Source organism: Pseudomonas sp. F-14 TE3623 (assembly GCF_053629015.1).
On record NZ_JBRJHM010000001.1, the window covers coordinates 3069248 to 3084217 of the forward strand.

At 55.0% G+C, this 14970-nt stretch carries 25 protein-coding genes, 1 tRNA gene and 2 pseudogenes; 15 read left to right on the forward strand and 13 right to left on the reverse strand.

Annotation, left to right across the window (positions count from 1 at the left end):
* Positions 1 to 2 precede the first annotated feature (2 nt).
* From ihfA to AB7M29_RS14200, 4 genes are all read left to right on the forward strand, one after another.
* Positions 3 to 305, forward strand: a complete 303-nt coding sequence (ihfA, locus tag AB7M29_RS14185) for an integration host factor subunit alpha (protein WP_002553164.1) — start codon at positions 3 to 5, stop codon at positions 303 to 305.
* Complete coding sequence (locus tag AB7M29_RS14190; protein ID WP_003179985.1) at positions 286 to 642, forward strand: MerR family transcriptional regulator; 357 nt, start codon at positions 286 to 288, stop codon at positions 640 to 642. Before ihfA ends, AB7M29_RS14190 begins: the two co-directional genes overlap by 20 nt.
* Positions 643 to 731: 89 nt before the next feature.
* Positions 732 to 808, forward strand: a tRNA-Pro gene (locus tag AB7M29_RS14195).
* 192 nt (positions 809 to 1000) lie between these two features.
* The gene (locus AB7M29_RS14200) at positions 1001 to 1285 is read left to right on the forward strand and encodes a hypothetical protein (protein ID WP_454247074.1); all 285 of its coding nucleotides are present in this window, start codon (positions 1001 to 1003) and stop codon (positions 1283 to 1285) included.
* 287 nt (positions 1286 to 1572) lie between these two features.
* Here AB7M29_RS14200 and AB7M29_RS14205 read toward each other — a convergent pair whose 3' ends face one another.
* Positions 1573 to 2511, reverse strand: a complete 939-nt coding sequence (locus tag AB7M29_RS14205; RefSeq protein WP_454247075.1) for a DNA adenine methylase — start codon at positions 2509 to 2511, stop codon at positions 1573 to 1575.
* 45 nt (positions 2512 to 2556) lie between these two features.
* Here AB7M29_RS14205 and AB7M29_RS14210 point away from each other — a divergent pair, with 45 nt between their 5' ends.
* Both AB7M29_RS14210 and AB7M29_RS14215 read left to right on the forward strand, forming a co-directional pair.
* Positions 2557 to 2910, forward strand: coding sequence for a hypothetical protein (locus AB7M29_RS14210; protein WP_454247076.1), 354 nt, complete (start codon positions 2557 to 2559; stop codon positions 2908 to 2910).
* 49 nt (positions 2911 to 2959) lie between these two features.
* Positions 2960 to 3466 carry a hypothetical protein gene (locus AB7M29_RS14215; RefSeq protein WP_454247077.1) on the forward strand — a complete coding sequence of 169 codons (507 nt, stop codon included), beginning with the start codon at positions 2960 to 2962 and terminating at the stop codon, positions 3464 to 3466.
* Positions 3467 to 3557: 91 nt separating this feature from the next.
* Here AB7M29_RS14215 and AB7M29_RS14220 read toward each other — a convergent pair whose 3' ends face one another.
* The 3 genes from AB7M29_RS14220 to AB7M29_RS14230 all read right to left on the reverse strand — a co-directional run bounded on the left by AB7M29_RS14220 (position 3558) and on the right by AB7M29_RS14230 (position 4285).
* Positions 3558 to 3797: a hypothetical protein gene (locus AB7M29_RS14220; RefSeq protein WP_454247078.1), complete on the reverse strand. Its 240-nt coding sequence runs from the start codon at positions 3795 to 3797 to the stop codon at positions 3558 to 3560.
* On the reverse strand, positions 3794 to 3961 hold the full coding sequence (locus AB7M29_RS14225; RefSeq protein WP_454247079.1) for a hypothetical protein: 168 nt from the start codon (positions 3959 to 3961) through the stop codon (positions 3794 to 3796). The genes AB7M29_RS14220 and AB7M29_RS14225 overlap by 4 nt, the downstream gene beginning before the upstream one ends.
* 111 nt (positions 3962 to 4072) lie before the next feature.
* Positions 4073 to 4285: a hypothetical protein gene (locus AB7M29_RS14230; RefSeq protein ID WP_454247080.1), complete on the reverse strand. Its 213-nt coding sequence runs from the start codon at positions 4283 to 4285 to the stop codon at positions 4073 to 4075.
* A gap of 214 nt (positions 4286 to 4499) precedes the next feature.
* On the opposite strand from AB7M29_RS14230, the gene AB7M29_RS14235 reads away from it, so the two are divergent.
* A complete protein-coding gene (locus AB7M29_RS14235) occupies positions 4500 to 5018 on the forward strand; it encodes a DUF1993 domain-containing protein (protein ID WP_454247081.1) in 519 nt (172 codons plus the stop codon).
* A gap of 291 nt (positions 5019 to 5309) precedes the next feature.
* Here the strand turns inward: AB7M29_RS14235 and AB7M29_RS14240 are convergent, their stop codons facing one another.
* Positions 5310 to 5705, reverse strand: a complete 396-nt coding sequence (locus AB7M29_RS14240) for a hypothetical protein (RefSeq protein WP_454247082.1) — start codon at positions 5703 to 5705, stop codon at positions 5310 to 5312.
* 81 nt (positions 5706 to 5786) lie between these two features.
* Here AB7M29_RS14240 and AB7M29_RS14245 point away from each other — a divergent pair.
* The 4 genes and pseudogenes from AB7M29_RS14245 to AB7M29_RS14260 all read left to right on the forward strand — a co-directional run.
* Positions 5787 to 6324, forward strand: a pseudogene (locus AB7M29_RS14245) (hypothetical protein); the annotation flags it as partial.
* A gap of 199 nt (positions 6325 to 6523) precedes the next feature.
* Positions 6524 to 6721: a hypothetical protein gene (locus AB7M29_RS14250; RefSeq protein ID WP_454247083.1), complete on the forward strand. Its 198-nt coding sequence runs from the start codon at positions 6524 to 6526 to the stop codon at positions 6719 to 6721.
* 479 nt (positions 6722 to 7200) lie between these two features.
* Entirely contained in the window at positions 7201 to 7608 is a 408-nt protein-coding gene (gene makC / locus AB7M29_RS14255; protein WP_454247084.1) for an alpha-pore-forming tripartite toxin MakABE regulator, read from the forward strand.
* 270 nt (positions 7609 to 7878) lie between these two features.
* A complete protein-coding gene (locus tag AB7M29_RS14260; RefSeq protein ID WP_454247085.1) occupies positions 7879 to 8193 on the forward strand; it encodes a phage holin family protein in 315 nt (104 codons plus the stop codon).
* 53 nt (positions 8194 to 8246) lie between these two features.
* On the opposite strand, the gene AB7M29_RS14265 is transcribed toward AB7M29_RS14260, so the two are convergent.
* A complete protein-coding gene (locus AB7M29_RS14265) occupies positions 8247 to 8588 on the reverse strand; it encodes a hypothetical protein (RefSeq protein ID WP_454247086.1) in 342 nt (113 codons plus the stop codon).
* Positions 8589 to 8720: 132 nt separating this feature from the next.
* Between AB7M29_RS14265 and AB7M29_RS14270 the strand changes: the two genes are divergently transcribed.
* Genes AB7M29_RS14270 through AB7M29_RS14280 form a run of 3 tightly spaced genes read left to right on the forward strand, consistent with a single transcriptional unit; the run spans position 8721 to position 9312 of the window.
* Positions 8721 to 8912, forward strand: a complete 192-nt coding sequence (locus AB7M29_RS14270) for a hypothetical protein (RefSeq protein WP_454247087.1) — start codon at positions 8721 to 8723, stop codon at positions 8910 to 8912.
* Entirely contained in the window at positions 8909 to 9097 is a 189-nt protein-coding gene (locus AB7M29_RS14275; protein ID WP_204125469.1) for a hypothetical protein, read from the forward strand. The genes AB7M29_RS14270 and AB7M29_RS14275 overlap by 4 nt, the downstream gene beginning before the upstream one ends.
* Positions 9094 to 9312, forward strand: a complete 219-nt coding sequence (locus AB7M29_RS14280) for a hypothetical protein (RefSeq protein WP_454247088.1) — start codon at positions 9094 to 9096, stop codon at positions 9310 to 9312. Before AB7M29_RS14275 ends, AB7M29_RS14280 begins: the two co-directional genes overlap by 4 nt.
* A 67-nt stretch (positions 9313 to 9379) precedes the next feature.
* Here AB7M29_RS14280 and AB7M29_RS14285 read toward each other — a convergent pair whose 3' ends face one another.
* The 3 genes and pseudogenes from AB7M29_RS14285 to AB7M29_RS14295 all read right to left on the reverse strand — a co-directional run.
* Positions 9380 to 9826, reverse strand: a complete 447-nt coding sequence (locus AB7M29_RS14285) for a hypothetical protein (RefSeq protein WP_454247089.1) — start codon at positions 9824 to 9826, stop codon at positions 9380 to 9382.
* 121 nt (positions 9827 to 9947) lie between these two features.
* A complete protein-coding gene (locus AB7M29_RS14290; RefSeq protein WP_454247090.1) occupies positions 9948 to 10223 on the reverse strand; it encodes a GNAT family N-acetyltransferase in 276 nt (91 codons plus the stop codon).
* Between the two features lie 74 nt (positions 10224 to 10297).
* Positions 10298 to 10585, reverse strand: a pseudogene (locus AB7M29_RS14295) (creatininase family protein); the annotation flags it as partial.
* A gap of 392 nt (positions 10586 to 10977) precedes the next feature.
* On the opposite strand from AB7M29_RS14295, the gene AB7M29_RS14300 reads away from it, so the two are divergent.
* A complete protein-coding gene (locus AB7M29_RS14300; protein WP_454247091.1) occupies positions 10978 to 11418 on the forward strand; it encodes a substrate binding domain-containing protein in 441 nt (146 codons plus the stop codon).
* A 118-nt stretch (positions 11419 to 11536) separates the two neighbouring features.
* Here the strand turns inward: AB7M29_RS14300 and AB7M29_RS14305 are convergent, their stop codons facing one another.
* The 4 genes from AB7M29_RS14305 to glnP all read right to left on the reverse strand — a co-directional run bounded on the left by AB7M29_RS14305 (position 11537) and on the right by glnP (position 14955).
* Positions 11537 to 12442, reverse strand: a complete 906-nt coding sequence (locus tag AB7M29_RS14305; protein WP_454247092.1) for a MurR/RpiR family transcriptional regulator — start codon at positions 12440 to 12442, stop codon at positions 11537 to 11539.
* Positions 12443 to 12529: 87 nt separating this feature from the next.
* Positions 12530 to 13570 (reverse strand): C45 family autoproteolytic acyltransferase/hydolase, encoded by a 1041-nt coding sequence (locus AB7M29_RS14310; protein ID WP_454247093.1) that lies wholly within the window; start codon positions 13568 to 13570, stop codon positions 12530 to 12532.
* 9 nt (positions 13571 to 13579) lie between these two features.
* Entirely contained in the window at positions 13580 to 14302 is a 723-nt protein-coding gene (glnQ, locus tag AB7M29_RS14315) for a glutamine ABC transporter ATP-binding protein GlnQ (RefSeq protein ID WP_454247094.1), read from the reverse strand.
* Positions 14299 to 14955: a glutamine ABC transporter permease GlnP gene (glnP, locus tag AB7M29_RS14320; RefSeq protein WP_454247095.1), complete on the reverse strand. Its 657-nt coding sequence runs from the start codon at positions 14953 to 14955 to the stop codon at positions 14299 to 14301. Before glnP ends, glnQ begins: the two co-directional genes overlap by 4 nt.
* Positions 14956 to 14970: the final 15 nt, after the last annotated feature.

Here is a 14970-nt window from a genome sequence, read left to right on the forward strand (position 1 = left end):
GTATGGGGGCTTTGACGAAAGCTGAGATGGCGGAACGTCTGTATGAAGAGCTGGGCCTGAACAAGCGGGAGGCCAAGGAATTGGTCGAGCTGTTCTTTGAAGAAATCAGGCACGCTCTTGAAGACAACGAACAAGTCAAATTGTCCGGTTTCGGCAATTTCGACCTTCGGGACAAACGCCAGCGGCCTGGCCGCAATCCGAAAACGGGAGAAGAAATCCCGATCACGGCTCGCCGTGTGGTCACCTTTCGTCCAGGGCAGAAGTTGAAGGCCCGAGTTGAGGCTTATGCTGGAACCAAGTCATAACGACGAACTACCCGTCATCCCGGGAAAACGCTACTTCACCATTGGTGAAGTCAGCGAGCTATGTGCCGTAAAACCGCACGTGCTTCGCTACTGGGAGCAGGAGTTTCCTCAACTCAACCCCGTCAAACGCCGCGGAAACCGCCGGTATTATCAGCGCCAGGACGTGCTGATGATCCGGCAGATCCGCGCGCTTCTTTACGATCAGGGGTTTACCATCGGCGGCGCACGCCTGCGTTTGTCCGGCGATGAAGCCAAAGACGACACCACCCAATACAAACAAATGATCCGCCAGATGATTGCCGAGCTGGAAGATGTTCTGGTGGTTCTCAAGAAATAAATTCCTGCTTTTAAATACTTCCAGTTTTCAAAAGCTTGCGATATATTCTTGAGCGTTCCTCGAGATGAGGAACAGATTTAACGCCTAGTCGGGGCGTAGCGCAGTCCGGTAGCGCACTAGCATGGGGTGCTAGGGGTCGAGTGTTCGAATCACTCCGTCCCGACCATATAATTCAAGGGGTTGCGAGATTTTATCTCGCGACCCCTTTTTATTTTATAGCGTTTTTCCCCCTACAAAACGACTGGCTCTTGCTGGAGTCTTCTATCAGAACGGCTTGCTCCAGCCCTTGCCTGATCGCGCTAATTGGATTGAAATAGGCGCGATGGCTTAATAATGGCTTTTTCTACATTGCTCATTAATGATCGACGGCATTTTGGCCTCGATGCAGGGAGGCAAATCGATGCGAGCTCTTTTGAGGTATCCGACGCAGGTTGGCACCTTCTACATTGCCCAGTCGACTGACGGGCGATTTCACCCAGTGTTTGATGATGAGAGCCTGGACAGCTATCGAAGCATTACCCATGCGATCAATGATCTGACAAGTGATGCAACTAGCTCGGTGCTGCACCCCAAAACATTTGAGTTGCTGGATACTTCTGTTCTCGGATTACCAGATGATCCTGGCGAGTGGATCCGCGTTTAGGTTTCATACGTCCCATGGCGTCGCTTCTCGGGTGCCTGCGGGCAACGTTCCTTATTTATTTACTTTCTTAGAGCGTCGCATGGTGAGTATGAGAAAAATAGGTTTGTATGCTGGGATTTTAGGCGCTTTGGCGTCAGTAGCTGCGCTGGTATTACCAGGAACCGCCGTGTCGCAGAGCAGCAGCGGGGCAAATAGTCCGGTCATTTCTGGGAACGGCAATACCGTTAACTACCAGTCGCATACTGGGTTCCCTAGCGCTGAAACAATCAGGGCACAACGCCCTAATATCAGTGAGCGGCAGTACCAAGCGATACAACCGGGAATGACGTATGACGAGGTACTAGAAATCGTGAAAATACCCGGTAAAGAAGCCGCAAGTACGGGGAGGGTTCAGGTCTACACTTGGGGCACTGAAGTGTATGTCTACATGACGGTGACACTGGTGGATGGCAAGGTCCAATCAAAGTCTCATTGATACCGATTCCCTTACTCCGGCGCCAGATCCAGCCCGGAAGCATCTCGGAATACAGCTCGCTTGGGTAACCGGACAGCACGAGCATCCCTTCTAGTTCGAGTAAAATACCGAGCAATTCACGATGCCCCGTGTCATCCATTTCATGCTTGTAGTACCGGCCGCTTGATGCGCCTTTGTACCTGGTGTCGTGTACGTACGGTGGGTCAACGTAGTGCAAGGTTTGTGGTCCGTCGTGGGCTTTGATTACCTCGATCGCCGGTCTGTTTTCGATCAGCACCCCAGTCAGCCGCTGGCCAACTTCGGCGAGTTGCTCGGGATAAGTCGCCCAAAGTGACTGGGCCGTGCCGTATTGCCGCTTGGTGTCGATGCGAAAGCCGGTGACGCCCTTGGTGGCACCGGCGGACCCGAAACCCATCTGGGCTCTGATGATTGTCCGGCGGGCGCGTTCGATCGGTTCAGCGCTCGGTTCCCAGGACAATTCGAACTCCTCGCGGGAGTAGGGCGTGAACACCAGTCGCTCTGTGAGTCCCGATCGCGTAACCGGATCCTGAAGTACGCGGAACAGATTCACTATGTCGCCGTCCAGATCGTTGTACACCTCGGCATACGACCGGGGCTTCTGCATCAGCACTCCGGCTGCGCCACCAAATGACTCGACATAGCAGGTGTGAGGTGGGAAGTGTTGCAGCACCCACGGCGCAAGCCGGAACTTGGCACCGTGGTATCGGATGACCGGTGCGGTAATGGTCATAGGTGATTTCCAGGCAGATGCCGGCCTCGCTGGCTGGCGTGAAATGTGTTTGTGGGCTATTGGTTGATGGTCCGGTATGGGCCGAATCAAGGAGAAGCGCAATGGCTCATTGGGATTCGTACGGCTACCCCGAAGATGATCCAAAAATCTGGGTTACATTTGGCCCTCAAAGAGGTGCTCCACCATCGGTGGCGTTTCTTGGTGCTGCCGCAGCACGTCCGAGACCAGTCCATTCTGAATCCGTTGCCGGCGCTGATGGAACAGTGGTTTTCCAATCCAGAGTTTCGCGCTGACCCGATTACCCGAATAGACGCGATGACCCAAACCTTGTGCGATTTGGGCTTTAACTTTCGAGCGAATTTCGCCGAGCAACAAGTGGCCCCTTTTACGCAGGAATGAAGCGGCACTGAAGACGCAGTTCTGCCTCATTTTTCCCTATGTGGTGATCATGAAATCATTGCTGTCGAGGAAGATGCCGGTGGATACGGCGCTGGCTGAGCTTGATCGAATTGGGCAGGCTGATATTCCGCGCTTCACTTCCAGCCTTATGTTGACTGCCTTAGGGGTTGTGCTGAAAAGTAAGCAGGCGCTCAAACTCGACGGGGATACGAAGCCTGCCTACTCGTATCTGGATTCCTTCCTGGCTTTCCAGTCGGGACAAAAGGTTGAGGGCAGCCACATCACAGTGCCGTACCTGCGCAACCGGGCGGGGGATTTGAACCTATGGTTGATACTGCCGACGCTACGCCAGCAGGGTTATTCATTTATTGGCACACCTGCAGTGGTCACGGGCGATAAAGCACTGCACCGATTGATCCTGCGCGTACTGCCACCGCTGCTGCATGTCAGTCAGAAAACGTGCTTTTCCATCTTTCCGGAGGGTTGGATGAGGCCCAATGCACGAAAATTCTCCAGACTGTACAGACCGTTGAACAGACGGGTGATCAGTGATTGAACCAGCAGGCTGATGTCCTCTTGACCAGAGGGCGTGGCCACGCCGTCGAGCGCCTGATCGATCAGGATGTGCGGGCTCACAGTTCGTCGTCCTAAGCCTTGGCTATCAGCGCGTCATCGGCGAGTGGCTGAAGCAGTGCCTCGGCTATTTCGCCAAGCATGTCCAGCGGGTGATCGCTGTTGCCCAGCAGTTCTGCCGCTGCGGTCTTGTCAGCGTTTCCGCGCTCCACGGATATCAACAACCGCCCGAGTGCCGGGGTGTCGACCTCGCAATCGGCAAGGCGGCTGTTCACGTATTCATCTACTGCCAGGGCGAACTGAGCGGCGGTCACGCCCTGAGCTTGTGCATGCGGCGCTGGAAGGACACGTCAGTGCCGCGCAGCAGATCTTCGGCGGCGTTGTACAGCCATTCCGCTCGTGCCGCATCCCGGGGGCTATCGCTCACTGGAGGCGGCTTGCGATGGTGTTTGGGCAGAGAACTATGCGGGGTGTTCATGATCGCCTCCAGATCGGCGAGGTGGATTAGGGCGAGGGCCGCCCTGCATCCTTTTTAAACATATTGACCGCGGGGTATTCGGCCCGATCCGTTGCATCCAAATGGACGGGGTTAGCGGTCAATAAAGCGGATGTAGTCGGGTCGAAACGTCCCAACCTTTCCGTCCGCAAACTCAACAATGGCTACGGTGAAGTTGCCCCAGTTGTTTTCGCCGTCTTCGGCCTCGGCCCCCCAGCAGTGGAAGACGCCATCGCGGTCATCCTCTCTGCCGGTGATTCGGCCGTTTTCGTTGACTGTTGCTTTGAGCGTCATTATGCCGCGCATATGCTTGTCCTCGGTTAATCCAACAAAACTCGGATGCACTCATCCGTTCCGCTGGTTGCCGTTGGGCGCGGAGGGGAGTGCATGCGGGTGGTGTCGGGGAAGAGGACGCTGCTGTTGGCGGATGAAGTGCAGCGATCTGCTAGCATTCAGCCCGCTGGGCGGAAGAAAGGCTGATCGCTTGTGCCCGCTTTGAATGACTACTTAGGGAAAAGATATGTCGGTCTACTCAGTTACCATCCCCTGTTTCGCACAGATGCTGCGATCCCTATCGTCTCTTTTGTCTAAGGGTGAGACTTGCGCTCGTGAACGCGGCTATGGTTCGCAAATTCTGCTTGAAGCTCGGCTTGCACCGGATATGCACAATCTAGCTCGACAAGTTCAGTATGCTTGTACTCAGGCGCAGGAGGCGGTCCAGCGGCTTACACAACAGCCGTTGCAATCGCTCGCTCCCCCCGAAAACTTGGCTGCAGCGAAGGCACTGATCGAGCGTACTCTGGCGGTTCTTGCTTCGGTGGACCGTGCCCAGGTGGATGAAGGTGCAGAGCGACAAATCGCTATCGCGCTACCAAATGGCATAACTTTCGATATGACCGGCAGTGAATACGCGGTGAATTGGGTCACGCCACAGTTCTATTTTCATCTAGTCACGGCGTACAACATCCTTCGTCATAACGGTGTACCTCTCGGGAAAGCTGATTACGTACAGCACATATTCGCCTACCAGCGGCAGTAATAGGCCCTCGGCCGCGCCCCAATAAGGGCGTCCGCTTTCATTGGTGGTCGACACGGTATTTTTTCCGTCGAGTATCAGAACAGCTGCAATCTTTAATCTGATGCCGGTGTTCGGGGTGTGATCTGCTCGAGGTCGTCACCTCTGGCTCTGCCTGCGCCGGTTTCTGCCCGGCGTGCTCAGTGGCGGGTCTGATTACAAGTCAGGTGCTTGCTTTGCTGCAGATCACACTCCGATGCGCTCTCATAAGAGAGGATCGGGCAGTTAACGACAGGCTGTCGTGGCGCTGTTTGTTCAGTCGTAAATGCCGTAGCTGAACTCGTCTTCTTCGCAGTCCACCAGAATCTTGGAAGCGCCGAAGTAGAGCGCAGCCAGAAGCTTCTCGAACTTCGTTCTGAATCGCAGGGTCTGGCCAATCTTCTCGTTGTCGATCTTGACGGCGTAGACGGTGCCGACTTCGCGATCTTTTTTTTCACGATCCGTGCCGCGCTTACTGAATGAGATATGGATGGCGTTATCCGGGCTGTACTCGTCACGCTCGCGACTGCTGTAGAACGATGAGTCATCCTTCGGCTTTTTGTCGAAGTAGATATGCATGCCGCCGTAGTCGGATTCTTGGAAACGGATATCCGGACGCTCCCAGCGCTCCTCGGCAGCGCTTTCCTTATGATCTTCGATGAAAGCGTCCATGAGGTCTCGGAGACTGATCACATCCGGCATCTGATCCTTGGTTAAAACTTCGTCGATTGCCTCCTACGCGCGGCGGACCATGCCGCCCTGGGCGATGACAAGGAAGAACGCATCCAGATCGTTCGGCAGAAGATCAGCATCAGCGAGACGCGCCGCACGCCGATTGGCCGATCCACCGCCCGCGCTGCGCACCTGGCCACCATCGGCAAGGTCTTGCGCGCGATAGACACGCTTCCGTTTCAGGTGCAGCAGTTCGGGCACTACCTCTATCACCCGGCGATGACCATGCGCTACGTTATGAACGCGGTACTGCTGATCACCGCCAAGGCCGAGTTGCCAGACCTTACTTCGGCCAAACGCGTGAAGGCGCAGTACCTGGTGACCCTGGCTCTGCAATCGTACAAGGGGGAGGTAGTCGGGGCGGCAGAGTGGGGGCCGGCCCGGGTCGCCGCAGAGATGAAGGATTTCTTCGGCGTGTCGATTGAACCGAAGCATTGGAATAGGGATTGGCTGGATCTATGGGAATCACTGAAGAAGGTGATCGCTGAAGTGGATATTCAGGCGCAGGAACCCACTATGGCAGGTGATTCACTCGGAAAATGACGAAGAGGCGGCATAAATATATTGACATGGTGGGGTTTTGTGCGTGCTTTTCCCATAGTGCGCAATTCACGCAACACGCACATGAATTCCTGAGCCCGGCCATCGCGCCGGGTTTTTTGTTCCCGCACCGTTTGTCCAGTGCTCGGCACTTGCAATGCCTTGCCGTCTCTCATGATCAAGCACGGACATCCCGCGCGTCAGAACGGAGAACCAGCATGGACATTGACGAGAACGCACCTGGGAACAAGTCCCAGCAGGAAGTAACGCGCACGACGGATAATGAAGCCGGCCATGATCCTAAGCGGAATGAACCTGAGGTTCCGCTGCCTCCGGACGACGAAGCGCCTGTCGATGAAGAAATGGCCGATGTGGATGCCAACAATTCGGTGTCGAGCGAGCATCCTAAGCCCTGATGATTACTTCTAGTTAATGAGCCCGGCCACTGTGGCGGGCTTTTTCGTTTTCGGCTCAGCCACACCCATTGCTCCGAGCTGGGAGTGCTGCTGTAGCCGATTTGATTCGCAGCAAATTCACCGCAGCCAGGGCGGCCTCACGGAAGGCCTGGACACTGAAAAGCCGGCAGTACAATGCTCCGCAGTTCTTGCGCATCCCTTGACTGCGCTTCATAGGGGTGAACGAGGCGTTTCGGAGAGGCTGGTGCAGTTGCTCGAATTGTTAACATCGACGATCTACGCGGTATCAATAAGTTGCATCCGGGTGTATGTAGAGTTTCGTCGATAATGGAGTGATTTAGCCAAAAATATGGCGCGCTCAATGTTTCATAATTGAAAGCGTTCAGGGCTTTACTTTAAAAAAACCAGTGCTACTCTCAGATTTCCGTCAGGGTTGTAAATGGAAGTAGGCGGATAACTTGCACAAAAGGAGTATTGTGATGAAAGATATTAGTGTTTTGATTGTGGTTGATGTTGAGAATGCACTGGCAACAAATGATCTGGGCGGTAATGTGTATTTGATAGATAACAACAAGAACTCTGGGTCTAGTTATGAAGGTAATGATGAGCTGGTTACAGCTTGCTTTAACGGGCAGCTCATCAACTGGAGTGTCGTTGGTGTTGTAGCTGAAAACCAAGTCGATATTAATAATTTTTCTGGCAACATGATTAAAGACAACATCTGTTCGCCTCAGAAGACACCTAGTCAAGGACGAACTTACTGGCAAGGCCGCGTCAATGATACAACTGTTGGTGATAAAGTTCAGTACAGCGTGGAGCTGCTAATGGACGGGAAGCACACGATGAGTTTTGATCCATTCCTTTTTATTGTAAAACAATCGCTGTAGAAGGATTGTCTGGGCCGCTATATAAGTATTCCTGTAATAACTTGTTTAGCTGTTTCAGTGCAACGCCTTAAAGAAAGCCCGGTTATTGCACCGGGCTTTTTATTGTCCAAGATTCCCAAAGCCCTCAGAGCCTCTGAGCGTCAGGCTCAAAGAGGTTTTTTTCGCGCCTCAGCATTTGCTGGGGCTTTTTCTTTTTGGGCTGTGCGCAGGCCAACACAGACCCTTTTTAATCCCTCAACTCCCGACTGGGAGGAAATCGAGATACCGCACATGCCAGAAAAGGACCCGTCGTTCTGGGTGTTGGTCCTGACCGCCCTGAGAGAGAACGGCCTAGCCATGGGGCTGACCTTCGCCCTGACATGGCTCCGCATTCAGTACGACGGCAAAGAGACCAAGCCTTGGCGGCAGATCATCGAGGCTGCACTCGGCGCGCTGATCGTGATGGTGGTAGGCCTTACGGTGAAAGAGTTCGGCTTCAGCATTGCCTGGTCATTCGCCACGGCTGGCTTCATTGGCGTACTCGGTGTTGAGCAGGCTCGTCAGCTCGGTAAGCGCTGGGCCGAAAGAAAGGCAGATGAGATCTAGCGCGATCTGCGCAAGGGCCAAGTAGAGCACAGAAGTCTTAGGTTGCGACGTGTCTATGCCTGAATTTCTATCTCACCCTGTGCAGCTTGTAACGCTCGTTCTTCGGTCAGCGGCGTCAAAGTTGGCTGTGCATTACTGGCGTGCAGGTAAAGAAAGTAGTGCCCGGAATCGACTAACAATATCCGGTACAGTTCTGATGGCCGGAAGTTGTTGCCGATAAAAATACGTTCCTTGAGGATCTCGAAAGACTTGATCTCACGCAGTCGCATTGTGGTTTCAAAGGCTTCGTAAAGAACCTCTCTGCGGCGTCGATTGTTTCGAGCATTTAGCTTAAAAAAAACCACCATCAGCACGGCATAACTCAAAAGGAGTAACACAACAGTGCTAGTCGGCATGCGTGTAGCTCCATGTCCGCTCAATCGTAGTGCATATCAGTGTAGGCGCGTTCCTGGTGTTCATCACCGAACGGCAAGTGTTGCGACACGTTTCGCGAATCAGCAAATTGTGTCGCGACATTGGAGAAGGGTATGAGCAACGTCACCCGAACGCATCACGCATTACCGCTGAGCCCTGCCATCAATGAGGCGATTACTGAGCTTGATAGCGTCATCGCCAAAGCAATTGACGCTGCGAAGGCTGCGGGTCTCCCTCAAGGGTTGGTCGTATCACTTTTGCATGGGCATGCACACGGACAAACGCACATCATGGTGAGCCAATGACCGCAGATATTCACGACATCGCGGACCAGCGACCGCACCTGACAGTGGTGGCAAGTGACGCTGTCCACGTGCTGCCCTGTGACCTGGTGCGCTCAGTGATCACTGGAGACAAGCCATCCGCCATCCTGACTGAGCCAGTAGTGCGCCGGATCATTGAAGAGTGGCTACAGCAGGTGACGGCATGACCGCGAAGATCGTTGAGTTCAAGCGGGAGGGCTGGCGAGACGCGGTCAGCACGCTGCGCAAGATTGCCGATGACCTTGAGTCGGGTGAGCGTGAAGCCTGCTCGGTCGGTGTGATCGGCATGCGTACTGAGAGCGGTCGCATTGATGTGTTCGGCTTTGGCCCGATGGCTGACGACATGCAATCGCTTGCCCTGTTTCGCGCGAGCAGAAGTTGATCGAAATCATTCTGGAAGATACGGAAGGGTAGGTGTGCCGCAGGGTTAATGCGGCACGGATAGGCGGTTACTTAGACGGATAGGTAACCTTGGCGCTGACTAGCAACTGGTTATTGATCGTAACTTTGCAGTCGCGTGCCGCCTCCACCTTACTATCTGTTGACGCTAGTGGCTTGCATTGTAAGAAGACGGTTTTGTCTTTGTAAGGGACAGTGACCCCTACTGTGGTTTGGCTTACTGGCACTTGCATGAATCGCTGATTCCATGGACCAAAGTATATTTCAGGCTCGCCGTCACTAAAAAATCCAGATGCTGCAGTGGCACATAGGGAGCCTTCCATTCGCTCGCCATCGATGATGTTTGCATCGGTGTAACAGGCGATTCTTCCACGTTCCGTGGCGATCTCTACAGGGCCCTTGTTGGTCCACGTTGCCTTGGGCGTTGCAGCACAGCCAAGGAGAGTTGCGGCTGCGAGCGTGCAGGCTGCGAGAGATCTGATTTGCGTGCGAGACATGAAATTGAGCTTCCTTACTATTCAAAAGACGCGCACCAATACCGGCAACCCGTAATTATTTCAAGTATCAGAGTGAACCTATGACAACCAAGCAACCCGACTGGGAGTCGATCGAGCGTGCCTACCGGGAAATGTCGCAGCACATCACACCCATTCCGATCTCGATCTTGTCGGTGGTAAATGGGATCTCGCCTAGTACTTCGAAGCCGAAGCCCTCGTAGAAGCGTCTCGCACTGGCGTTGGTTTTTAGTACGTCGAGCCAAATGAAATGCTCTTTACGATCTTCGGCAAGTTGGCGGATGAATTGCAGAAGCTGCTTCCCGTAGCCTTTGCCTGCTTGGGTCTTGAGGAAGTAAATTTTTTGGAGCTCCGCACCGATCTTGCCGGAAATAGGCATTGGCTTCGACCAGTTAATCTTTGAGCCTATGAGCCAGCAGTGATGTGCGGGTGCCCTATCGATTCCTGAAGCGGCAACGAGCGTGTCCAATCGCCGATGGCGGCGATGAATGTTGAAGGCCGTAGCGTGATGGTCCCGGCAAAACCAATGTGGTGTTGAGCCATGCCGATATTGAAGGTGGGCGCGACCAGAATATCTGCAGATTTTTGAGCTTCGTGAGCAATGATTTCCGGGCACATCCAGTCGGTTCCCAAAAGACCGATTGGGCCATGCTGCTCATTCGAGCCGATGGGAATGACAATGGTGCGGCAACGATTAAGAAATTGCTCGATTTCAGACCAGGTTGACATGTGTAAAAGCATTTTAGCCTCGCGACTCAACGGACTCCTTTCGGAGCGGGATGGAGCATCGTTTGCGCATGACAATGTCGGGCTGCAGGCCTAATCCGATGGCAACTGCCTTACATTGCCCGCTATGGCAATAACAGCACGGGGATTAAAGCGAGGATATTGCACCATGGTGTCGATCAAAAAAAGCATGCGCACGATTGGCTCGCCCCATGTCGGTTCTTGTCGGATTGTTACTTGAAGGGCCGCAACTCCCACGCTTCACCCGGTCAACTGCAAGCAATGGAGAATCCAATAGCGTGGCTTGAGCACCGTAAACAGCAACGCCGTGCTGTTCGGTTTGCGGCAGAGCAAATGACTTATTGCCCCACGCTATACTCGAATAGTTTTCGAAGCAGAATGGAGTATTGCTGCTAGGCCGGAACTTTCCACCGAGGCTCATCAGAGAGGTTCGTGGACTTGTCCGGATCAATGCACACGTCGCGTTCGGCAGTCTACACATCGGAAAGCTATTGAATGGTCTGTATGACAAGTTCCCGGACTTGACTGTAGAGCTTACCGTCACAGACGCCTTTATTAATCCCCTTCAGGAAGGTGCAGACATCATTTTCCGGGTCGGGCATTTAGAGGATTGCGGGTTGATTGGTCGAAAAGTCTGCGACCAGCTGTACGTGCTCTGCGCTAGTGCAGATTATTTGGAACGGTATGGCCATCCCAGCTCGCCGCAAGATCTTCAGAACCATGCTTGTCTGGTTTACAAAGGAACGGGAGGGGCGCAGCGCTGGCATTTTCGGCAGCCAGGAACCGACAAAATGGGTTCTGGCCGATTGTGTTGGTTGGAGGGGTAATGCTGTTGTGGCCTGGAAATCCATTGCGTTCATGAACAGTAGAGATTGATCAACAAGTCCGCGAGGATTAACGCGACGGCCAGGATGAACAGGACTCGGAAGTTCATGGGGGCTAGCCTCACAGTGAAGCATTGAGCTCGTCGATCAAGGTTTCCCGATACTTCAATGCCGATACCGACACCTCACCAAGCTTGCTGGCAACGGCACTCAACAAACCTTGAGCCAGAAGCATGAAGGCGCACATGCTGTTGCTGAAAAACAGGCTGTGGTTGGGCACGTAGAAACTATGCAGCGCAACCTTGGCCAGCGGCGAGCTGGCCGAGTCGGTCAGTGCAATGACTTTGATCCCGTGCCGGGCCGCGACCTCGGCCGTAGCCAGCACACTGGGGGTGTAGGGAAAGCAGCTCGACACCACCAGTACATCGCCCTCATCCAGTTGCGCAAGAGCGTCCGCCACCCCTTGGCGACTGGAATCGAGGGCCGTCACATCCGGGCGCAACATGCCCAGCCCGTAGGACATGAACAGCGCCAGTGAATTGAACTGGCGCATGCCGTGGATCCGTACCCGATGGGCACTGGCCAGCAGTTCGACCGTCTGAACAAATACGTCGGGATCGACCTGTTCAATCATGCTGGCGAGATTGGCGCTTTCCTGGCGACCCAGACGCGTCAACTGACTGAGGATGTCCTTGTCGTCAGCATTAACTACCAGCCGCGAGGCCTGGTCGCTGTAGAAATGCTTGCCTTCGGTAATCTCCCGGCGAAACACGTCCTGCAATTTGCTGAAGCCGCCATAGCCCAGACGTTGGGCCAGCCGGGACAGTGTCGAGGCATTGACGTCCAGTTGCTCCGCCAGCTCACTGATCGAGGAAACAGCGGTGCGTTGTGGGGATTCGATCAGCGCCATCAACACGCGTCTGGAGCTGCTTCCCAAGACGATATCCACTTCGCGCCGCTCGATGGCTTCGAGCAATTGCTTGAGGCCATCCAAAGTGTCGGGTAATTCTGCCAGGGCTTTGGTCATCAGAGGCATCCATTTGCTATTGAGCGGTCGCCACTCCACCTTGAGTGTTCGGGTGATCGGTGCTGAGCCGCGTGAAAATTGGCCATTCTACCGCGAGAGAGACACTACGCCTTCAATGTCTGGCTGTTCGGTATTTTGCTTGGTGTAAATTCGCCACTCCACAGAGTTGGCGCTGACCAGAAAGACCCCCGTGGCCAGGGTGTTTTCATCGTCTGGATCATCTGCGGCGGTGCGGTAAACGGGCAGGTGACCACCCGAGGTATCGCGCAGAATACTCAGCGATACATCGGCATCCAGATCGCCTGGCAGCTGCTTCAGGCTCTGATCAATACACTGTTGCCGGGCGCCGGAGCTGGCGGTAATGCGCTGTTGGAGCTGACTCAGCGACGGCGCGATCAGATGGTTCGAATGCCCGCTCGGCCGCTGGATTTCGCTGATGTTGCTGCCTTCGGCGCTGGCCTCGACACTGACCACTCTGTTGCTTCCGGCCTGGCCAAAGGTGTGGTGAAAAGCGCCGGCGCGATCGGTACGAGTCACTACGGCAATCGCCTCGTCGAGGGTGTGCGCGTCGAGGGTTGCGCGCCCCAGAATCTGTCGAGGAATACCGGCCGGAATATCGGTCGGACGGATATTGTTGACGGTCGCCACCAGTCCACACTCATTGACGGCCAGGGTGTGCCCAGGAAGGGAGCCCGGATAGATAAAGCTGCTGAAGGCCAGGCCTGAATCCGGTTTGACCTGCGCCAATGCACAATGGCCCCTCAGTTGAGGGAATCCGTCTTCGTTATGGGCGATAAGCATGCCGTCGCTGGTGGGACCGAACACGGTCGTGCAGCCGTCAACGCTCTGCTGATGAACATAGTCACCCCGGCAGTTCCACATGAACACTTCATCGACCGGCAATTGCAAACCGGCCGCCAGCCCTTCGATTTCCTGCCAGTAGCGCGGGAACTCAGTCTGCACCGCCTGGCGCATCTGCACGGCTTTCGGTGTTTGCGCCAGCGTGGCCAAGTGTTGCCAGAGCGGCAGAGGGCGCAAGTGCCGAAGCACCGCCTCACGACCGAAGACGCCCAGGCCACGGCCGATGGCGTGTGCGTTTCCACCAAGATCAATACGGGACAACGTCATGACATCTCCTCAGGACACGTGCTGCAGGAATTCCCGCAGGCGCGGGCTGGGCGGGTTGGCGATCAACTCGGCGGGCGGTCCATCCTCGGCGATGCGGCCCTTGTCGATGAAAATGAGGCGCGTGGCGACCTTGCGCGCAAAGTCCACTTCGTGGGTGACGATCACCATCGTCATGCCTTCTTCTGCCAGCGCTTTCATAACGGTCAACACTTCGTGACGCAGCTCCGGGTCCAGTGCGGAGGTCGGTTCGTCAAACAGCATGAGCTTGGGTTTGACCGCCAGCGCCCGGGCAATCGCTACGCGCTGTTGCTGCCCGCCGGACAGCTCGGAAGGGTAGTGATTGGCGCGATCCGCGAGGCCGACTTTTGCCAGTAATTCGGCGGCGAGTTTCTCGGCCTCCTGACGGCTGGCGCCGCGCACCCGTACCGGACCGAAAGCGACGTTCTGCAGCGCAGTCATCTGCGGGAACAGGTGAAATTGCTGGAAGACCATACCGGCTTCCTGACGAATCAGTCGCTCATCGACCTTGGGGTTGTTGACCTCCAGGCCATCGACCATCAACTGACCCTCGGTGATTTCTTCGAGCTTGTTGATGCAGCGCAGCAGCGTCGATTTCCCCGAGCCCGAAGGGCCGATGATGACCACCACTTCGCCACTGGCAATCTGGAGGTTTATGTCGTGCAGCACCTGGGTGCTGCCGAAGTGCTTGGAGACACCTTTGAAGTCGATCATAGGATTTTCAGCCTCGATTCCATGCGCCGCAGCACGTGACTCAGTACCAGCGTAATGATCAGGTAGATGACCGCCACCGCTGACCAGATTTCCATCGCGCGGAAATTACCGGCAATGACTTCCTGCCCTTGGCGGGTCAACTCGGCGACACCAATGACAATGAACAGCGAGGTGTCCTTGATGCTGACGATCCATTGGTTGCCCAGTGCCGGGATCATTCGCCGGAAGGCCAGCGGAGCGATGACGTAACGCAACGTATCGCGCTTCGACAGGCCTAGTGCCAGCCCGGCCTCGCGAAACCCTCGATGGATCGACAACACGGCACCGCGGGTGATTTCCGCGATGTAGGCGCCGGAGTTGAGCATGATGGTCACCACCGCCGCGCTAAACGGGTCGATGCGCACCGGTATCATCATCGGCAGGGCAAAGTAGATGAACATGACCTGCACCATGATCGGGGTGCCGCGAATCAGTTCGATGAACACAAGCGCTAAACGGCTGCTGAAAAAACCGCCGTAGGCGCGGGCAAAACCCGCGACTACGCCGATGATGGCGCCACCGATCAGACCCAGGATCGAGATCCACAAGGTCAGTTTGGCGCCTTCGAGCAGGACCGGCAGCGCATCCCAAATGGCGCTCCATTGGAAATGCATGCTGAATTCTCTATT